The 15,400-nt window shown below is 71.0% G+C and carries 12 protein-coding genes and 4 pseudogenes; 10 read left to right on the plus strand and 6 right to left on the minus strand.

Annotated elements, in window-relative coordinates; genetic code table 11:
* Positions 1–275 precede the first annotated feature (275 nt).
* On the plus strand, positions 276–653 hold the full coding sequence (locus tag AB0C96_RS32235) for a hypothetical protein (RefSeq protein WP_362922342.1): 378 nt from the start codon (positions 276–278) through the stop codon (positions 651–653).
* A 246-nt stretch (positions 654–899) separates the two neighbouring features.
* Positions 900–1,220 (plus strand): annotated as a pseudogene (locus AB0C96_RS32240) (dehydrogenase); the annotation flags it as partial.
* 135 nt (positions 1,221–1,355) lie between these two features.
* Here the strand turns inward: AB0C96_RS32240 and AB0C96_RS32245 are convergent.
* Positions 1,356–1,592: pseudogene (locus tag AB0C96_RS32245) on the minus strand (leucine zipper domain-containing protein); the annotation flags it as partial.
* 118 nt (positions 1,593–1,710) lie between these two features.
* Entirely contained in the window at positions 1,711–2,163 is a 453-nt protein-coding gene (locus AB0C96_RS32250) for a VOC family protein (protein WP_362922343.1), read from the minus strand.
* A gap of 724 nt (positions 2,164–2,887) precedes the next feature.
* Between AB0C96_RS32250 and AB0C96_RS32255 the strand changes: the two genes are divergently transcribed.
* Positions 2,888–3,952, plus strand: coding sequence for an NAD(+)/NADH kinase (locus tag AB0C96_RS32255; RefSeq protein ID WP_362922345.1), 1,065 nt, complete (start codon positions 2,888–2,890; stop codon positions 3,950–3,952).
* Positions 3,953–4,120: 168 nt separating this feature from the next.
* Here the strand turns inward: AB0C96_RS32255 and AB0C96_RS32260 are convergent.
* Together AB0C96_RS32260 and AB0C96_RS32265 are read right to left on the minus strand one after the other, a co-directional pair.
* A pseudogene (locus AB0C96_RS32260) lies at positions 4,121–4,327 on the minus strand (LLM class flavin-dependent oxidoreductase); the annotation flags it as partial.
* A gap of 244 nt (positions 4,328–4,571) precedes the next feature.
* A pseudogene (locus AB0C96_RS32265) lies at positions 4,572–5,537 on the minus strand (aldo/keto reductase); the annotation flags it as partial.
* A gap of 50 nt (positions 5,538–5,587) precedes the next feature.
* On the opposite strand from AB0C96_RS32265, the gene AB0C96_RS32270 reads away from it, so the two are divergent.
* The gene (locus AB0C96_RS32270) at positions 5,588–6,178 is read left to right on the plus strand and encodes a helix-turn-helix domain-containing protein (RefSeq protein ID WP_362922347.1); all 591 of its coding nucleotides are present in this window, start codon (positions 5,588–5,590) and stop codon (positions 6,176–6,178) included.
* A gap of 140 nt (positions 6,179–6,318) precedes the next feature.
* On the opposite strand, the gene gndA is transcribed toward AB0C96_RS32270, so the two are convergent.
* Positions 6,319–7,755 carry an NADP-dependent phosphogluconate dehydrogenase gene (gene gndA / locus AB0C96_RS32275; RefSeq protein ID WP_362922349.1) on the minus strand — a complete coding sequence of 479 codons (1,437 nt, stop codon included), beginning with the start codon at positions 7,753–7,755 and terminating at the stop codon, positions 6,319–6,321.
* Positions 7,756–8,523: 768 nt separating this feature from the next.
* Between gndA and AB0C96_RS32280 the strand changes: the two genes are divergently transcribed.
* From AB0C96_RS32280 to AB0C96_RS32300, 5 genes are all read left to right on the plus strand, one after another.
* Positions 8,524–9,705, plus strand: coding sequence for a BREX system ATP-binding domain-containing protein (locus AB0C96_RS32280; RefSeq protein WP_362922351.1), 1,182 nt, complete (start codon positions 8,524–8,526; stop codon positions 9,703–9,705).
* Positions 9,627–10,757, plus strand: coding sequence for a hypothetical protein (locus tag AB0C96_RS32285; RefSeq protein ID WP_362922353.1), 1,131 nt, complete (start codon positions 9,627–9,629; stop codon positions 10,755–10,757). The genes AB0C96_RS32280 and AB0C96_RS32285 overlap by 79 nt, the downstream gene beginning before the upstream one ends.
* Positions 10,758–10,774: 17 nt before the next feature.
* Entirely contained in the window at positions 10,775–10,993 is a 219-nt protein-coding gene (locus AB0C96_RS32290) for a helix-turn-helix transcriptional regulator (RefSeq protein ID WP_362922355.1), read from the plus strand.
* A 164-nt stretch (positions 10,994–11,157) separates the two neighbouring features.
* On the plus strand, positions 11,158–12,117 hold the full coding sequence (locus AB0C96_RS32295; protein ID WP_362922357.1) for a helix-turn-helix domain-containing protein: 960 nt from the start codon (positions 11,158–11,160) through the stop codon (positions 12,115–12,117).
* Positions 12,118–12,312: 195 nt separating this feature from the next.
* On the plus strand, positions 12,313–13,305 hold the full coding sequence (locus AB0C96_RS32300; RefSeq protein ID WP_362922359.1) for an alpha/beta hydrolase: 993 nt from the start codon (positions 12,313–12,315) through the stop codon (positions 13,303–13,305).
* Here AB0C96_RS32300 and AB0C96_RS32305 read toward each other — a convergent pair.
* Positions 13,284–14,594, minus strand: coding sequence for an RICIN domain-containing protein (locus AB0C96_RS32305; protein ID WP_362922361.1), 1,311 nt, complete (start codon positions 14,592–14,594; stop codon positions 13,284–13,286). The two genes, AB0C96_RS32300 and AB0C96_RS32305, sit on opposite strands and share 22 nt — an antisense overlap.
* A gap of 227 nt (positions 14,595–14,821) precedes the next feature.
* Between AB0C96_RS32305 and AB0C96_RS32310 the strand changes: the two genes are divergently transcribed.
* Entirely contained in the window at positions 14,822–15,394 is a 573-nt protein-coding gene (locus tag AB0C96_RS32310) for a hypothetical protein (protein ID WP_362922363.1), read from the plus strand.
* Positions 15,395–15,400: the final 6 nt, after the last annotated feature.

Consider the following 15,400-nt stretch of genomic DNA (forward strand, 5'->3'; position numbering starts at 1 on the left):
GGTTCGGGTTGCTGCGCGAGCCGCAGGCCGACAGCGGTGTGAATGCCGTACGCGGACAGACAGGCCAGCGGGGCGCACCCGTCTGCGTCCCGCCGACCGGCACCGCCCCCCCGCCGTGCCGCGGCTACAGCACAGCCCGCCAGCGCACACCGACACCGTCGAGAGGCGGGCCAGTCGCAACGCTTGAGACATCGGCTTCGCCGCCGAACAGTCCGTCCACCTCACCGGCGCTGTCTGCGCCGCCCGCACCTCATTCCGGAACCGAGGAGTGCCCCATGTACCTGGAACCGCGCCCAGGAATCGCCTGGCCGAGCCTGCCCCTCCGCGAACTGAAGGGTGCCGGGAAGATCGTCGTCGACACGACGAATCAGTTCGCCGCGGCCAATCCCTGGCGGGGCCGGTACGACGTCGGTGACCTCACGGGCAGCGAATGGGTCGCCGAGCGCCTTCCCGGAGCACGGATCGTGAAGGCGTTCAACACCCTGTTCGCCGCGTTCATCGCCGGGGACCCCCGGCACGAGGAAGGCCGCCAGGCGGTCTTCTACGCGGGCGACGACGCCGACGCGAAGGCGGCCGTGGCCGCTTTGCTGGACGAGTTCGGTTTCGCCGCACTGGACCTCGGTGGTCTGCGAGAGGGCGGGCGGCTGATGTAGCACGACGGCCCGCTCAGCGCACGGCACTTCCTGCTTCAGGATGCCGGCTGACGGTCCAGCCCTCGGCCACCCCGGGCGCGCACGCCCAGCACACACAGGACGAGCGTCATGAGCCGCCGTGTCGTCGAGCCCGGCGCGCGGGTGGCGGTCTTCCCGCACCCGGGCGCCTGGTTCCAGTGGATCACCGCGGCGGCCCGGGTGGTGGTCGCCGTACCGGCACAAGTGCCGGACGAGGTCGCCGCGCAGATGCTGGTGAACCCGATCACCGCAGTGGTGCTGCGCCGCGAGGCGGAGGCGCACGCCTCCATCGGGTACGACGGCGTTCTGCTGCAGACCGCCGCAGGCTCGTCGGTCGGACGACTGCTGACCGCCGTGTGCGTGGCCCACAACATCTCGATCGTCAACGTCGTCCGGAGCGAAAGCGGTGCCGCGGAACTGCGTAAACGCTTCCCGGACGTGCCGGTGGTGGCGACGGAGCATGCAGGCTGGGCCGATGACGTCCGCAGCGCGGCCGACGGCCGTCCGGTGGACGTGGCCCTCGATCCGATCGGCGGAAGACTCACCGAGAGCCTTCTGGACCTGCTGACGCCGGGCGGAAAACTCATCGGCTACGGGCAGATGGCCGCGGAGCCGATCTCATGCAGCTACGCCTGCGCGAGCGGCCAGTCGCAGCGGACCGATGTGGTGCTCGCGTCGCCGGTGGAGGATCTGTTCCTCCACCACGGTGGAGGTGCGGCGTGGTTGGTGGTGGGGGCGGCTGGAGCGGTCTGCCATCCCGGCCCGGCCGTGCAGGCGGTAGCGGCCGGCCCAGTGGGCGGCGGTGGTGAGGCTGACCTGGAAGCGTTCTGCTGCCCGCCTCGGCGGCCAGCCGTCGTCGACGACGCACCGGGCCGGACGCAGCGTGCCGGTTGGGGTCAGCGGGGCGTGACGGTGGATCACGAGGGCTCCTGAGCATCGATGCAGACTTCGCAATCCACGCCGAAACCAGAAGGCCCTCACCCCGTTCAAGGACCACTCACGGCGTGTCGCCTGTCACCAACGCCCCCGGACAACACATCTAGCCCGTACCGGCGGGCGGGTCGGCGTAGACGCCGTGCAGCATGCCGGTGGCCTGCCCGACTTCGATGAGATAACCGTCCGGGTCGCGCAAGTAGCACCGCATCTCGGCCTTGCGATCGACGGGTGGCGTGAGGAATTCGGCGCCCTTCGCACTCCACTCTCGGTGACATGCCTCGATGTCGGCGACGCGGAGGTTGAGGAAGCTGCTGACCGTGCTCGGGTCGGTGGGCGGACGCAGGGTGACGTCTGGCTTGTCTGGGGTGGGGCCGCCGCCCGGGTTCATGATGATCCATGCGTTGGCGAGCTTGACGGTGCAGGGGTTCTCCTCGAGCACCACCTCACCGCCGAGAACATCGGTGTAGAAGGCGCGAGATCGGGCCACGTCGGCCACCGTCAGAAAGTGAGTGACGAGGAGCCCGGAATCCGGGGCAGGAAATCCATCACGGTGCATGCGAGACCTCCAGGCGAATCGGATGTTTCCCCCCCATGGTGGTGGATGGATGTCCGTGGGCACGCATGAACACGGCCGGGAGGGGAGCCGGCCGTGCCGGCCGGGGACCGTCCGCTGCCCTCGAGCCCGTGCCGCGGAATGATCCGGACGCCACTTCCACGTTATGGCGTCGACGTTCGAGTCAAGGTCGTGGTGCGGGTTACCGGTGAACTCGCCCTCGCAGGGGCCGGCGGATCAATTACCCGGTCGACCAGCCGAGCCGAGCCACTAGCTCAGGCAGCACAGCATCCCCCACGCCGTGGTGATCGGACCGCTGACGAACACCTGCATCAACTGCACCATCCGATTCGACGTGGGACTCGGCTGTCACGTGAGCCTTTTTTGAATCTGCAATATGCCGTGGATACTCCACTCGGCGGCTGGAGGCGGGGGAGTTCCTGGCGACTTTGGCACGGTGGCTCGTCATCCCTCGCCGGCTGTCACGTTCGGATATTGGTCACTTTATGCCGCAGGTCGGAAGCAAGGCGCGTGCAGCCATCGGTGGGCTGCTTTCACATGGCAAATTACGCCGCTTGGCGTGAGCTGCCGCCCCCATGGAGACCAGGGGTGCCCGCTAAGATGCCCCGAGAATGCAATCCTCCTCATATGCGAGCTATCGGCCTTCGGGGCGCTGATATTCGGGAAGGTGCGAGCGAACCGAGCGCCCGGATGGAAAGGACGCTGTGTGAGCGTGCAACGGGTGGGCGTCGTCGTCCACGGGGGCCGTCCCGGCGCCGTGGCGGCCGCCGATGTCGTCCGACGGTGGTGTGAACGCCAGGATGTCGGCTGCGTCGCCATCGACGTGTGGAGTCAGGACGAACTACGGCGAGATGCGCGGGAAGAGGTCGGTGCTGCCGGCAGCCCCGATCTGATCGTCACACTCGGAGGAGACGGCACCTTCCTGCGCGGGGCCCGCCTGGCCGCACAGAACGACGCGCTCGTCCTCGGTGTCGACCTGGGCACCCTCGGCTTTCTGACCGAGGTCCCGGTCGACGATGTCGAGTGCGCACTGGACACCATCCATCGCGGCCAAGTGAACATCGAGACCCGCCTGATGCTGACGATGCGGGCGTCCTGCCCGCTACAACTCCCCGAGGGTATGGAGGCCCTCCTGCGCTACGGCCGGGGCCCCGCGCTACCGCCTCCGCCGGTGCGCCCCGAGTGTGCGGTCGCGCGGGACTGGGGGGTGGCCCTGAACGTGACAGCTCTCAACGACATCGTCCTGGAGAAACTGGCACGCGACCGGCAGGTCTCCCTCGGCGTGTACCTCGCGGGCCGACTGCTCGCCTCCTACTCCGCCGACGCCGTCCTGGTGGCCACACCCACCGGATCCACCGCCTACAGCTTCGCCGCCGGCGGCCCCGTCATCTCCCCCCAAGCCGACGCCATCGTCTTCACCCCCGTCGCTCCGCACATGGCCTTCAACCGCTCGGTAGTTGCCGCACCCGACGAAGCCGTCGCCCTACGCGTCCTGGGACATTCCGGCCGCGCGGCGGTGAGCGTCGACGGTCAGTTGCGCGGCGTCCTGGATCCAGGGGACTGGATCGGTGTCTACGCGGCTCCGCAGCGCCTGCGCGTGGTGCGGCTCGGGCCAACCGACTTCTACGGCAGGCTGCGTGAGCGCATGCGCCTGACCGATGCCCCCGCGACCGCCGACGCCGACATCGCCCCCATGTGGCCCCACACCAGCCCACCCCCGGATGACCTCGCACACCTGCGCATTCCACCCCTGCCCGCGCACATCGACTGACCTGCTTCTCCCGGCCCCAACGCCGCGTCGCGGCGCAAGTGCACCACGGCCCCCTGCGACAGCCACGCACCGGGCCTTGGGGGCGGCCGCTTTCCCGCTGTCGGGGGTGCCGGGGGTAAAGATGAGATGCCTCCGTCGTACGTTGCGGCGATGGCACGGTCGCCCCTGGGCCGACGTGCCGATGAGCTCATCGGCGACCCACCGTGCGACGTCGACGGGGTAGGGCGCCGCCAGTCCGAGGACGATGTGCCGGAACCCTGCGTCGATCGCGTCGCCGATCGCTTCGCGCGTGGCGCTGGGCTGGTCGTAGGAGACGGGCAGGTGGATCGAGCGGGTGACCGAGGCGGGGTCGCGGCCGATCTCGGTGCAGTAGCGCCGGCTGCGTCGCTGGGGCGCGCTGCCGAGGTTCGAGCGGCACGTGTTTCCGGAAGGGTGCGGAACTTGATTCGCTCGGTCGATCGCAATGGAGGTGTGGCGTTCACCCGCGATGAGTTGCAGCACGTCCCCTTCGGCGGGCGCCGGCGAGCCGGAGGATGAACAGCTTCTCGTCGGGCACGTGCGATTCCCGCGGACTCGGGAACGGAGGGCGGAGAGTATGGGGAGACTGTCTCTCGGACGGTCAGCGGCGCCGCAGTGATGGGTCGAGCAGCGCGGGCGGGGTGTCGAACTTCTCGTGTGCGGCCAGGTCGACACCGGGGGCGACGATGGCGTCGAGCACGTCGGCGGAGAGCACTGTGTCGGCGGCGGCGAGTTGCGAGCGCAGGTGGTCCAGCGTGCGAGGGCCGATGAGCGCGCTGGTCACGGCAGGGTGCGCGGTGACGAATCCGAGCGCGAGCTGGATCATGGTCAGGCCGGCCTCATCGCCGACTTCGGCCAGCTGCTCGACGGCGTCGAGTCGGGCGCGGTTGGAGGGGATGGCGGTGTCGAAGCGTTCCGGCATGAACGTCGAGCGGCTGGTGGTGATTTCACGGCTCTCGCGTATCGCGCCCGACAGCCAGCCCGAAGCCAACGGGCTCCACACCAGCACACCGAGCCCGTACTGCCCGGTCACGGGCAGTACGTGGGTCTCGATCCCGCGTTGCAGGATCGAGTAAATGGGCTGTTCGGTGACGTAACGGCTCAAGTGGCCGTCCCGGGCGGCCCATTGGGCTTGCACGATGCGGTGGGCCGGGAAGGTCGAGGAGCCGAAGTAGCGGATCTTTCCCGCGCGTTGCAGGTCGGTCAACGCTGACAACGTCTCCTTGTCGCCGGTGCTCGGGTCCCAGCGGTGGATCTGGTAGAGATCGATGTGGTCGACGCCGAGGCGGCGCAGGCTGTTGTCCAGCTCGGTGACCAGCCAGCGGCGCGAACTGCCCTGATGGTTGCGCTTGTCGCCCATCGGCATGCCCGCCTTCGTCGCCAGCACGACGTCGTCGCGGCGGCCCGCGATGGCCTTGCCGACGATCTCCTCCGACTCGCCGCCGCTGTACATGTCCGCGGTGTCGATGACGTTGATCCCGGCCTCAAGGGCGGCGTCGACGATGGCGGTGGCCTCGTCCTGGGTGGTGCGCCCGATCTTGCCGAAGTTCATCGCGCCGAGCGCGAGGGCGGAACAGTGTCCCGTTTAGCAATCGCGGTAGTGGAGGGAACGGCGCGGTGAACGACAGCGACCAGGGCGCGGGACACGTGGTCGCGCCCAAACGGGCGGACGCCCGGCGCAACAAGGAGACCCTGCTCGACGCGGCCGCCGCGGTCTTCGTCAGGTCGGGCGTGGAGGCGCCGGTACGCGACATCGCGGCTGAGGCCGGCGTCGGGACGGCCACGATCTACCGCCACTTCCCGACCCGAGCGGATCTCATCATCGCGGTCTACCGGCACCAGGTCGACGCGTGCGCCGAGTCCGGTCCGGCCCTGCTGGAGACCAGTCCGACTCCGCACGCCGCACTGGGGAAGCGGATCAACCAGTTCGTCGACTTCCTGGTCGCCAAACACGGACTCGCCGCCGCGTTGCAGTCCGACAACGCCGGCTTCGACACGCTGCACGCCTACTTCCTCGACAGCCTCGTGCCGGTGTGCACCCAACTGCTCGAAGCCACAGCCGTCGCCGGCGAGATCCGCTCCGACATCGATGCCTACGAGCTCATGCGTGGCGTCGGGAACCTCTGCATCGGCGCGGACAGCGATCTCCGCTACGACGCACATCGACTGGTCGGACTCCTCATCGCAGGACTACGCCGACCGAAGTGACCATCGGCCAGGCAACTGATGCAGGGCGGCCGCCCCACCCGCGATCAGCGCCACGTCGCGTGCTCTGTTGACCCCGTGTCCGCTGAAGCGGTGCCGCGGGTGCCCGCCGCTCCGTCGGCTCGGGTGCCTGGTCGAGTCGGTCAGGCGGAGTGCTCGGTGCGGTCGCCGCCCCAGAGGGTGTGGAAGGCCCCGTCACGGTCGGTGCGTCGATAGGTGTGTGCGCCGAAGAAGTCCCGTTGGCCCTGGATGAGCGCCGCCGGCAACCGCGCTGAACGCAGGGCGTCGTAGTAGGCCAGCGCCGCCGAGAATCCGGGGGCGGGAAGGCCCAGTTGGGCCGCCGAGGACACCACCCGCCGCCATGCGTCCTGCGCCGCCTCCAGCGCCTCCCGGAAGTAGGGTGCGGTCAGCAGCGTCACCGGCTGGTCCATGCCGCTGTAGGTCTCGGTGATCCGGTTCAGGAAGCGGGCCCGGATGATGCAGCCGCCGCGCCAGATCTTCGCCACGGCTCCCGGGGCGATGCCCCACCCGTACTCCTGGCTGCCGGCCTGGATCTGGTGCACGCCCTGTGCGTAGGCGACGATCTTCGACGCGTAGAGGGCCTCCTCCACGTCGTCGGCGAAGGACTCGGCTGCCGACCCGCCGAGGCTCCGGCCGGCCGGGCCCGGCAGCCCCTGCGAGGCGTCGCGGAGGTCGGCGTGGCCGGACAGTGAGCGGGCGAAGACGGCCTCGGCGATCCCACTCACCGGTACGCCCAGGTCCAGTGCCGTCTGCACGGTCCAGCGGCCCGTCCCCTTCTGCTCTGCCTGGTCGAGTACCACGTCGAGGAACGGCTTGCCGGTGGCGGCGTCGGTGTGCCCCAGGACCTCGGCGGTGATCTCGATGAGGTACGACTCCAGGCGGCCCTGGTTCCAGGTCCGGAAGACTTCGGCGATGCGGGCCGGACCCATGCCCAGCGCCCGACGCAGCAGGTCGTACGCCTCGGCGATGAGCTGCATGTCGGCGTACTCGATGCCGTTGTGCACCATCTTCACGAAGTGGCCGGCACCGTCGGGCCCGATGTGCGTGCAGCACGGCTCGTCGTCGACCTTGGCGGAGATGTCCTCCAGCAGGGGGCCGAGCGATGCGTACGCCTCGGTCGAGCCACCGGGCATGATGCTCGGGCCATGGAGCGCGCCCTCTTCGCCGCCGGACACGCCGGTACCGACGAAGTGCAGCCCTCGCTCCCGCAGTGCGGCCTCACGCCGTCGGGTGTCGGCGAAGTGCGCGTTACCCCCGTCCACGATCATGTCGCCCGGTTCGAGCAGCGGCGCGAACTCGTCGATGACCGCATCCGTGGGCGCCCCCGCCTTGACCATCACCACCAGCCGTCGCGGCCGTGTCAGAGAGGCGACGAACGACTCCGCCGACGTGGTGGGCACGAAGTTCCCCTCGTCGCCGAATTCGTCCATCAGCGCTTGAGTGCGGGCCTCGGTGCGGTTGTGGAGCGCGACGGTGTGCCCGTGGCGTGCGAAATTACGGGCCAGGTTGCGGCCCATCACCGCGAGCCCGGTCACGCCGATGTCCGCCTGCTCAACCATGATCATCAACTCCTGCCGTTCCCGACACGCCTGAACGTCGTTTCCGTCGAACGCGGCGCAGGGCTGGTCCGCCGCCGTCTCCCGGCCGACAGCAGTACTTCCGATCTTGCATATCAAATCACGATGATCACTCATAAAGGGGACAGTGCTGACGCACTGGCGTGCCGTCAGGCACGTGAAGTCGGTGCGGAAGGGCGAGCGACCGGGGACGGTTGCCTGTGGACCAGGATGGCGGTCCGGCGCGGACCGTCAACCTGACCGTGGACGACGGCCCGGGCACGTCAGGGTGCCGTCCTCGATGCGGAGGAAGCCGACGGCGGGTCCGGCCTCATGTCCTTGACGTGCAGGTACGTCCTCCTCGGCGCAGGCGCGGTTCGGGTGACGTTGGGGGATCACCACTGCGGATTCGCGAAATCCAGCACGAGGCGCCCGCGCACGGCACCGGCGACCAGGCGCTGGTGCGCCTCGGCGGCGCGGGACACCGGCCTCCGGGTCGGAGGCCGGCGTCCCTGGCCGGTGGCGGGCCTGCTCGGCACGGTGGGCGCCTTGGTCGGACGCCAACGAATCCACGACATGGCGGGCGGCACCCGGTGAGAGGTAACGGCCCCGGTCCGGTCGTGAGGAGGCGTCGGCCCGGATCGCCCCGCTCCGGCTCCCGGCCGTGCTGCGCATCGGCCGGCGCTTCCACCGTCGCGCGGGGTGGACCTGGCGGGCGGTGATCCTGGTCGGTTGGGATTGAGCAGACCGGGCGACCCGGGGGCGAGAGTGGTGGAAGACAGACGGGTTCCGGTCCTGGTCGGACGGCAGCGGGAGACGGAGCTGCTGACCGCGGCCCTGGTGCAGGCCGAGGACGGTGCGAGCGGGTCCACGGTGCTGCTGCGCGGTGAGGCGGGCGTAGGCAAGAGCATGCTGCTGGCCTGGGCGGAGTGCGTGGCGCGCGACCGCGGATTCACCGTGCTGCGCGCGGTCGGCGTGGAGGCGGAGACGGACCTCTCGTTCGGGGCCCTCCACCAGGCATTCTGGTCGTTGCTCCAGCGGTCCGTCGCCCTGTCCGCCCACCAGCGGGACGCCCTGGAGAGCGCGCTCGGCGTCCGGTCCGGCACCCCGAGCGGGTTCGCCGTCGGCGCCGCCACCCTGGTGCTGCTGGACGAGGCGGTGCGGACCGCCCCCGTGCTGCTGCTCGTGGACGACCTGCACTGGATCGATTCGTCGAGCGCGGCCGTATTCGCCTTCCTCCACCGGCGGTGTGCCGAGCTGCCGTTGGTGATCGTCGGTGCCACCCGCGCGGATGGCCCGGCCACTCAGACGTGGTCGGCCGAAACCGTCGATGTGCGGGCCCTGCCCCGGGCGGACGCGGCCCTGCTGCTGGGCACCTGCTACCCCGAACTGGCGGCGCCCGCCAGGGACCGGGTCCTGACGGAGGCGGCCGGCAACCCCCTGGCGCTGGTGGAGTTGCCGCGCCAGCTGGCGGCCGCCCAGCAACGGGGGACCGCTCCGCTGCTGGAACGGCTGCCCCTGGGGCGGAAACTGGAGCGGATGTTCGCCGAACGGCTGGGAGCGGTGACACCGGAGATCGGCCGTCTCCTCCTGCTGGGCGCACTGGCCACCGGACCGGAGTTCAGCAGCGGCGTGTGGCTGCGTGCCGTCGCCGACGAGGACATCAGTGAGACCTTGGAACGGATCGAGGCGGACGGTTTGGCCCGGCTCGACGCGACCGGACAGCTGGTGTTCCGTCACCCCTTGGTCCGCACCGCCGTGGTCTCCGCGGCCTCCGACACCGCGCGCCGAGAGACCCATCGCGCACTCGCCGAAGCCCTCGCGCCGGACGACCCACGGCGGCGCAGGATGTCGCCCCGCTGTTCGCGTACGCGGTGGTCTACGCCGACCAGAGTCACCACGTCGACTTCGAGTCCTCCGCCGCACTGCTGCCCGCAGCCCTCGACACGCTGACGGCACCGGGCGCCGACGACTTCGGCGGGCTGGCCGAACAGGTCTACTTCAAACTGCTGCTGGCCGCCACCTACACGGACGACCCCTGGGCATGGCGAGCCCTGGAACGGCACCGGGAGAACGTCTCCGAGGCGGGTCGGCTGTGCCTGCGGGCCTGGACCGAACCGGGCCCGGACGTGGCCGCCACCCTGCGCGCGGTGGCCGGGAACATGACCGAGGAGCAGGAGGCCGGTGCGGCCTGGCTCCTGCTGTGGACCGCCTCCGCGCTCGACTGTCCCGAGGGTGACCTGTGGCAGCGCTTCACCGGGCTGCACGGCTATGCCACCCAGGGCTCGGTCGCGAAGGCCAAGTGCCACCAGGACTTCCTGCTCGGACACTGGGACCAGGCACCCGTCTGCCTGCGCGAAGCCGAGATCGCGGACGAGCTCGGCTATCACTGCAACGCCCTGATGTTCCGCCAGTCCTACGCCCACTTCCTGGCCGGCCGGGGCGATGAGGCCGGACTCCAGGAGGTCGAGCAGGCCATCAGGCCGACCGCCACGCGCGCCCGTATGCGGTACGTCCTCGACCGTCTGACCCACCTGCGCGGCCTGGCCGCGCTCGCCCACCGGCGCTACGAGGAGGCGTACGCGCACTTCTGCGAGATCACCCCGCCCGGGCGGTTGTCCAGCGGCCTGCCCTGGCACCACGCACTGGTCTTCGACCTGGTGACGGCCGCCGTGCACACCGGCCGGCACGAGGACGCGCGGGCGCACCTCGCGGCGGGACGGACGGCACGCTCCGCGGAGATCTCCGGCCGCCACACCTTCCTGTTCGCGGCCGCCACCGCCGTGGCCGCCGAGGACGACGAAGCCGACGCCGTCTACCGTGCCGCGTACGCCGTGCCGACGCCGAGCGGTGGGCTTTCGACCTCGCCCGGCTGCGGCTCGCCCACGGTTCGTGGCTGCGCCGACGCCACCGGCCGGGAGCCCGCGAGGTGTTGCGCGTGGCCCACCACGTGTTCCGCCGCCTCCAGGCCGCCCCCTGGGCCCACCGGTGCGAGGAGGAGCTGAGGGCCTCAGGCCACTGTGTGGCCCTGCCGCCGGGCGGGCCGGCCGCGGAGCCGTCCGGCCTCACCGGCCAGGAGCTGCGCATCGCCCAGCTGGCCGCGACCGGTCTGACCAACAAGGAGATCGGCCGGCAGCTCCAGTTGTCGCCCCGCACCGTCGCGGCCCACCTCTACAAGATCTTCCCGAAGCTCGGCATCACCTCGCGGGCCGCGCTCGCCTACGCCCTCGACAACGGCTGACCGGCCGGAACACCCGGCCGACCGGTCCTTCGCAGGCACCGGCCGGGTACCGCGGCGCACCGCCCCGAACGCGGCAGTCAGATGACCTAACGGGCCGCCGCGCCCGCGGTCCAGGCTGAGACCGCGCAGGACTTCGGAGGAAGGGCGGTCGGATGGGTTTGCGGGTGACGACCGCGACGGTCGCGGACGACGACAAGGCGGCGTTCTGGAGCGGGGCGGTGTCGCGGTCGCTGGAGCCGGTGGAGGTGCTCCCGCTCCCCGGACGGCCGTTCGACGGGCTCCTGGTGTCCCACCGGCTCGGGTACGTGCGGATCTCCACGCTGGAGGCGGACGCCGCCCGGCTCTCGCGTACGGAGGCGCTGATCGCGCGGGCCCCACGGAGCGAGCCGCAGGTCGGGGTCGGCGTGCAGGTGTCGGGCCGGGCGGTCCTGGAGCAGGACGGGCGCCGCGCGGAGGTGCGGCCGGGCGCGCTCGTCCTGTACGACACGGCGCGCCCGTACGTCGTCGACTACCCGGAGCGCTTCCGCACCCACCTGTTCCACCTGCCGCGCCGGCTGGTGGGAGTGCCGGAGCGCGACCTGCGGCAGGCGTCGGCGACGGCCGTCGGCCCTGCCGAGGGGTGCGGACCGGTGCTCCTGCCGTTCCTCGGCATCCTCGCCGCCTCCGCGCACTCCTACCCCGCCCCGGTCGGCGACCGGCTGGCCGGCAGCGTCGCCGACCTGCTCAGCGCACTCGTCGCCCAACTGGCCCTTGCCAGGGCCGCGGAGGAGCCGGACACCCCGAACGCCCATCTGGTCCGCAGGGTGCGGGCGTACATCGACCGCCACCTGGGCGATCCGGAGCTGTCGCCCGAGAGGATCGCGCATGCCCACCACATCTCCGTGCGGTACCTGCACCGGCTCTTCGAGGGCGAGGGAGTGACGGTGAGCCGGCTCGTCCAGCAGCGCCGCCTGGAGGCGTGCGCCCGCGAGCTGGCCCGGCGCGGCCGCACCGCACCGACGGTGTCGGCCGTCGCCCAGCGGTGGGGCTTCGTCAATCCGGCGCACTTCAGCCGGATCTTCCGTGCCGCGTACGGCGTCTCGCCGCGCGAGTGGCGCGCGCTCCGGAACGACGATGCCGGCTGACGAGCCGTCCAACCGCCCGCCTACGGACGGAAGCCGTGCACGGTCGGGCCACCCCGGCCGTCACCCGGGCAGTGCGGTCGCGCGAGACGGCCGTACCGCTGGGAGGCCCGCACGATGTCCGTCCAGTGCACACCGGTTCCGGCCAGGGCGCACACGGCGCCGCAGTGCGCACCGACCGAAGCCAGGAGCGACGCGTTGTCCGACACCACCCCCCTGCCGGACCGGCGACCGGTACTCGACCGGGTGCTCCAGGACTTCCTGGACATCCGAGTCGGCCGGTCCGCGACGGAACTGCCGGACCTCTCTTTCCTCACGTCCGACGGCGTTCCGAACGGCAGGCCGGCCGACGACCCGGACGACCCCTACGGCACCACGGCGGAGTGGCTCGTCCTGCCCTGCGGACCGACCGGGCGGGTGCGTGTCCAGGTGACCAGACCCGTCGGCGCCACCGAGCCGAGCCCCGTGGTGCTGTTCCTGCCAGGTCTGGGCTGGTCGCTCGGCGACGCGGCCTCCTACGGTCGGCTGGTTCGGGAGTTCGCGCTGGGCACCGACGCCGCCGTGGTGTACGTGGACTACGCCCGGGCGCCCGCGGCGCGCTACCCGGTGGCCGTCGAGCAGTGCTACGCCGTGGCCCGGTGGATCCAGGCGAACGGCCACGAGATCGGACTGGAGGGGCGGCGGACGGCCGCCGTCGGCGACTCCGCGGGGGCCAACCTCGTGGCGGCGCTGACGCTGCTGGCCCGGCAGCGCGGCGACGTACGGCTGCTCCACCAGGTGCTGCTGTGCCCGGTGACCGACGTGGACTTCGACACCCCGTCCTACCGCCGGTTCGCGACCGGGTACTTCCTGCACCGCGACCACATGCGCCGGTTCTGGGACGACTACCTGCCGGAGACCCAGCGGCGGCGCGAGGCCACCGCCGAGGCCGACGTGCTGCGGGACGAGGGCGAGGCATACGCGGCCAGGCTCCGCGGGGCGGGGGTGCGCACCGGGGGCGACCGTCACCGAAGCCGTCCGAGCCGTCCGAGCCGCCCACGCCGTCGCGGTGTCCCGGCCGAAGGCCATGGTGGACGGCGTGAAGCCCCGGTTCCCCGTGCTGTTGGACGGGGAACCGCGCCTCCGCCTCTGCGTAGTGGCTGTCCACGACTGCTTCCCCGTGTGCGCGCCTACTCCCTCGGGTGCAGGTAGAAGATTTCGTTGGCCGCAGGGTTGGGCCAGTTGGGGCCCAGTTGGTACGGCCACTGGATGGCCCAGGCGCCGTCGCCGGTCGCGTTGCGGTTGATGTTCGCGTACAGGCCGGTCGAGTTGTCGCGCAGGACGGTCAGGTTCGGGAACGTCGGGTTGGGGTGTTCCAGGGTGAAGTTCTGGGTGTCGCGGCGCGGGCCGCCGGGGCCGCCGACGAGAGGGTGGCAGTCCCAGATGTTGAGGTGGTCGCCGGCGTGGGAGCCCTGGCCGTTGGCGACGTCGACACACTTGCCGGTCTGCTTGCTGACGATCCGGTACATCGGCTTGCCGGTGTCGCCGAGTATTCCGAGCCAGCGCAGGTACCAGCGCTGGTTGTCGGCGCCGTTGTCGTGGTACTGGATCACGTGGGTGCCGTTGGTGCTCTCGCCCTGGTACACGTCCAGGAGGCGGTCGCTGTTGTCCGCGTGCATGGTCAACTCGGCGGGTCCGGCGGATGCTTGGAGGGCGCCGAAGCGGATGGGCCAGTGGTCGCTGCCGTAGTTGGGCAGTACGCTCGCCTGCCAGCGGTCGGTGTCGACGTCGGAGACCATGTAGTCGAGTTCGTTGCTGGACTGCTGGGTGGCCTGTCCGCCGTTGTAGATACGCGAGCCCGAGGGCAGGTTGAGCGCGGGCAGGTCCTGCGGTGAGCGGTTGAAGTCGCCGAGCGCGGCCCAGTCCAAGAAGCCCTGGAAGAAGGCCGCTTGGGCGATCCGGCGCAGCAGGGCGCCGGCGTCGTTGCCGCCGCCGGAGGCCGCGTGGACGGAGGCGAAGAGGATGCCGTCGGCGCGGTTCACCACCCCGAGCGCGGGGCGGTAGACGCCGTTGACAGGTAGGACGTTGTCCGGCTGCCACGACGTGACCATGCCCAGATCGCGGCTGGTGGTGCGCAGGATGTACAGGTGGCGCAGCGGCCCGTTGTCGCCCTGCACCCACAGGTAGTGTTCAACCCCGTTGACCATGCCCTGGTAGTACGAGCCGGCGGGCTGCCCCTGCGGCACCTCCTGCAGGGCCACCACGTCGTGGGTGCGGGCCAGGTTGTACGCGCCCGCCCAGCGGTCCGGGCCGGCCTGCATGTTCCAGGTCGCCGCCACGTGGCTGTCTGGGGCCGCGGCCTGCGCCGTACCGCTGCCTGCGACCAGCCCCGCACAGGCCAGGAGCAGGGCGGCCAGGGCGGCCACCAGGCGGCGTAATCGGGTCGTGGATCTCGGCCTGCCCAGGCGAGCGGCTCTCTCCGTGCGTCCGGTCGATGTCATGTGCTGACCTTCCCAGTTTGCGAGGGTGAGCGTCTACAGAGTCCTTCGGGACAGACGGCCGAGGGACATGGGCGCGCATCGAGCCGCCGCGGGTTCGACCGGATCGGTGCACAGGGGTGGAACGGCCCCGAGACCGCTGCCATCCTGCATGACGTCGCCATGCCTCAAGGGCGGGCGGGGTCTACCTGGCGCGATCCGGCGGAGCCGGTGATGCGGCGGAGCCGGTGATGCGGCGGGCGGACGAGATGGAACTGGTCCGGGCCTCGCCGGTGGGACAGGCCGCTCTCGTGGTCCGGGACCCGGAGCTGCCGGATTCGTGGTGGGCGGCGCTGAACGCCTCGCTGGACGCCCTTGCCAGCCAGCGCACTCCCCGTGTCGGAACGCCGGACATCCAGACCGCCACCCAGGAGCCGGTGACCGCGACCATTCGGGAGACCTTCCCCGAGGTGCCCGACACCAGGGTGGACGAGTGGTTCGCAGCGCATGCGGGCATGACATGGGCGAACGTAACGGGCCCGGACGTCTGCATCATCGGCTGGGAGGACTGGGGCGGGGCGCCGCGGGGTTCGGACGCCGCGACGTTGTGGGGGAATCCCCTCGCCGTTCCGGCTCCGGCGGAACAGGTGTGGCGGAACAGGTCCGGCGGAACGAGCCTGGCGCGAGCGTCGGCCGGACCTGGAGTCCAGATCCGGCCGACTGATGGCGCTGTTCTTCTGCTCGAAGGTCGCCGGGCCGCATGCGCACCCGGAGGATCTCCGGCTGGCCCCCGCCCGGAAGGAAGCCGCGCGGCCCATCACTGAGCTTCA

The sequence above is a fragment of the Streptomyces sp. NPDC048506 genome (assembly GCF_040651315.1).
Classification (GTDB): Bacteria; Actinomycetota; Actinomycetes; order Streptomycetales; family Streptomycetaceae; genus Streptomyces.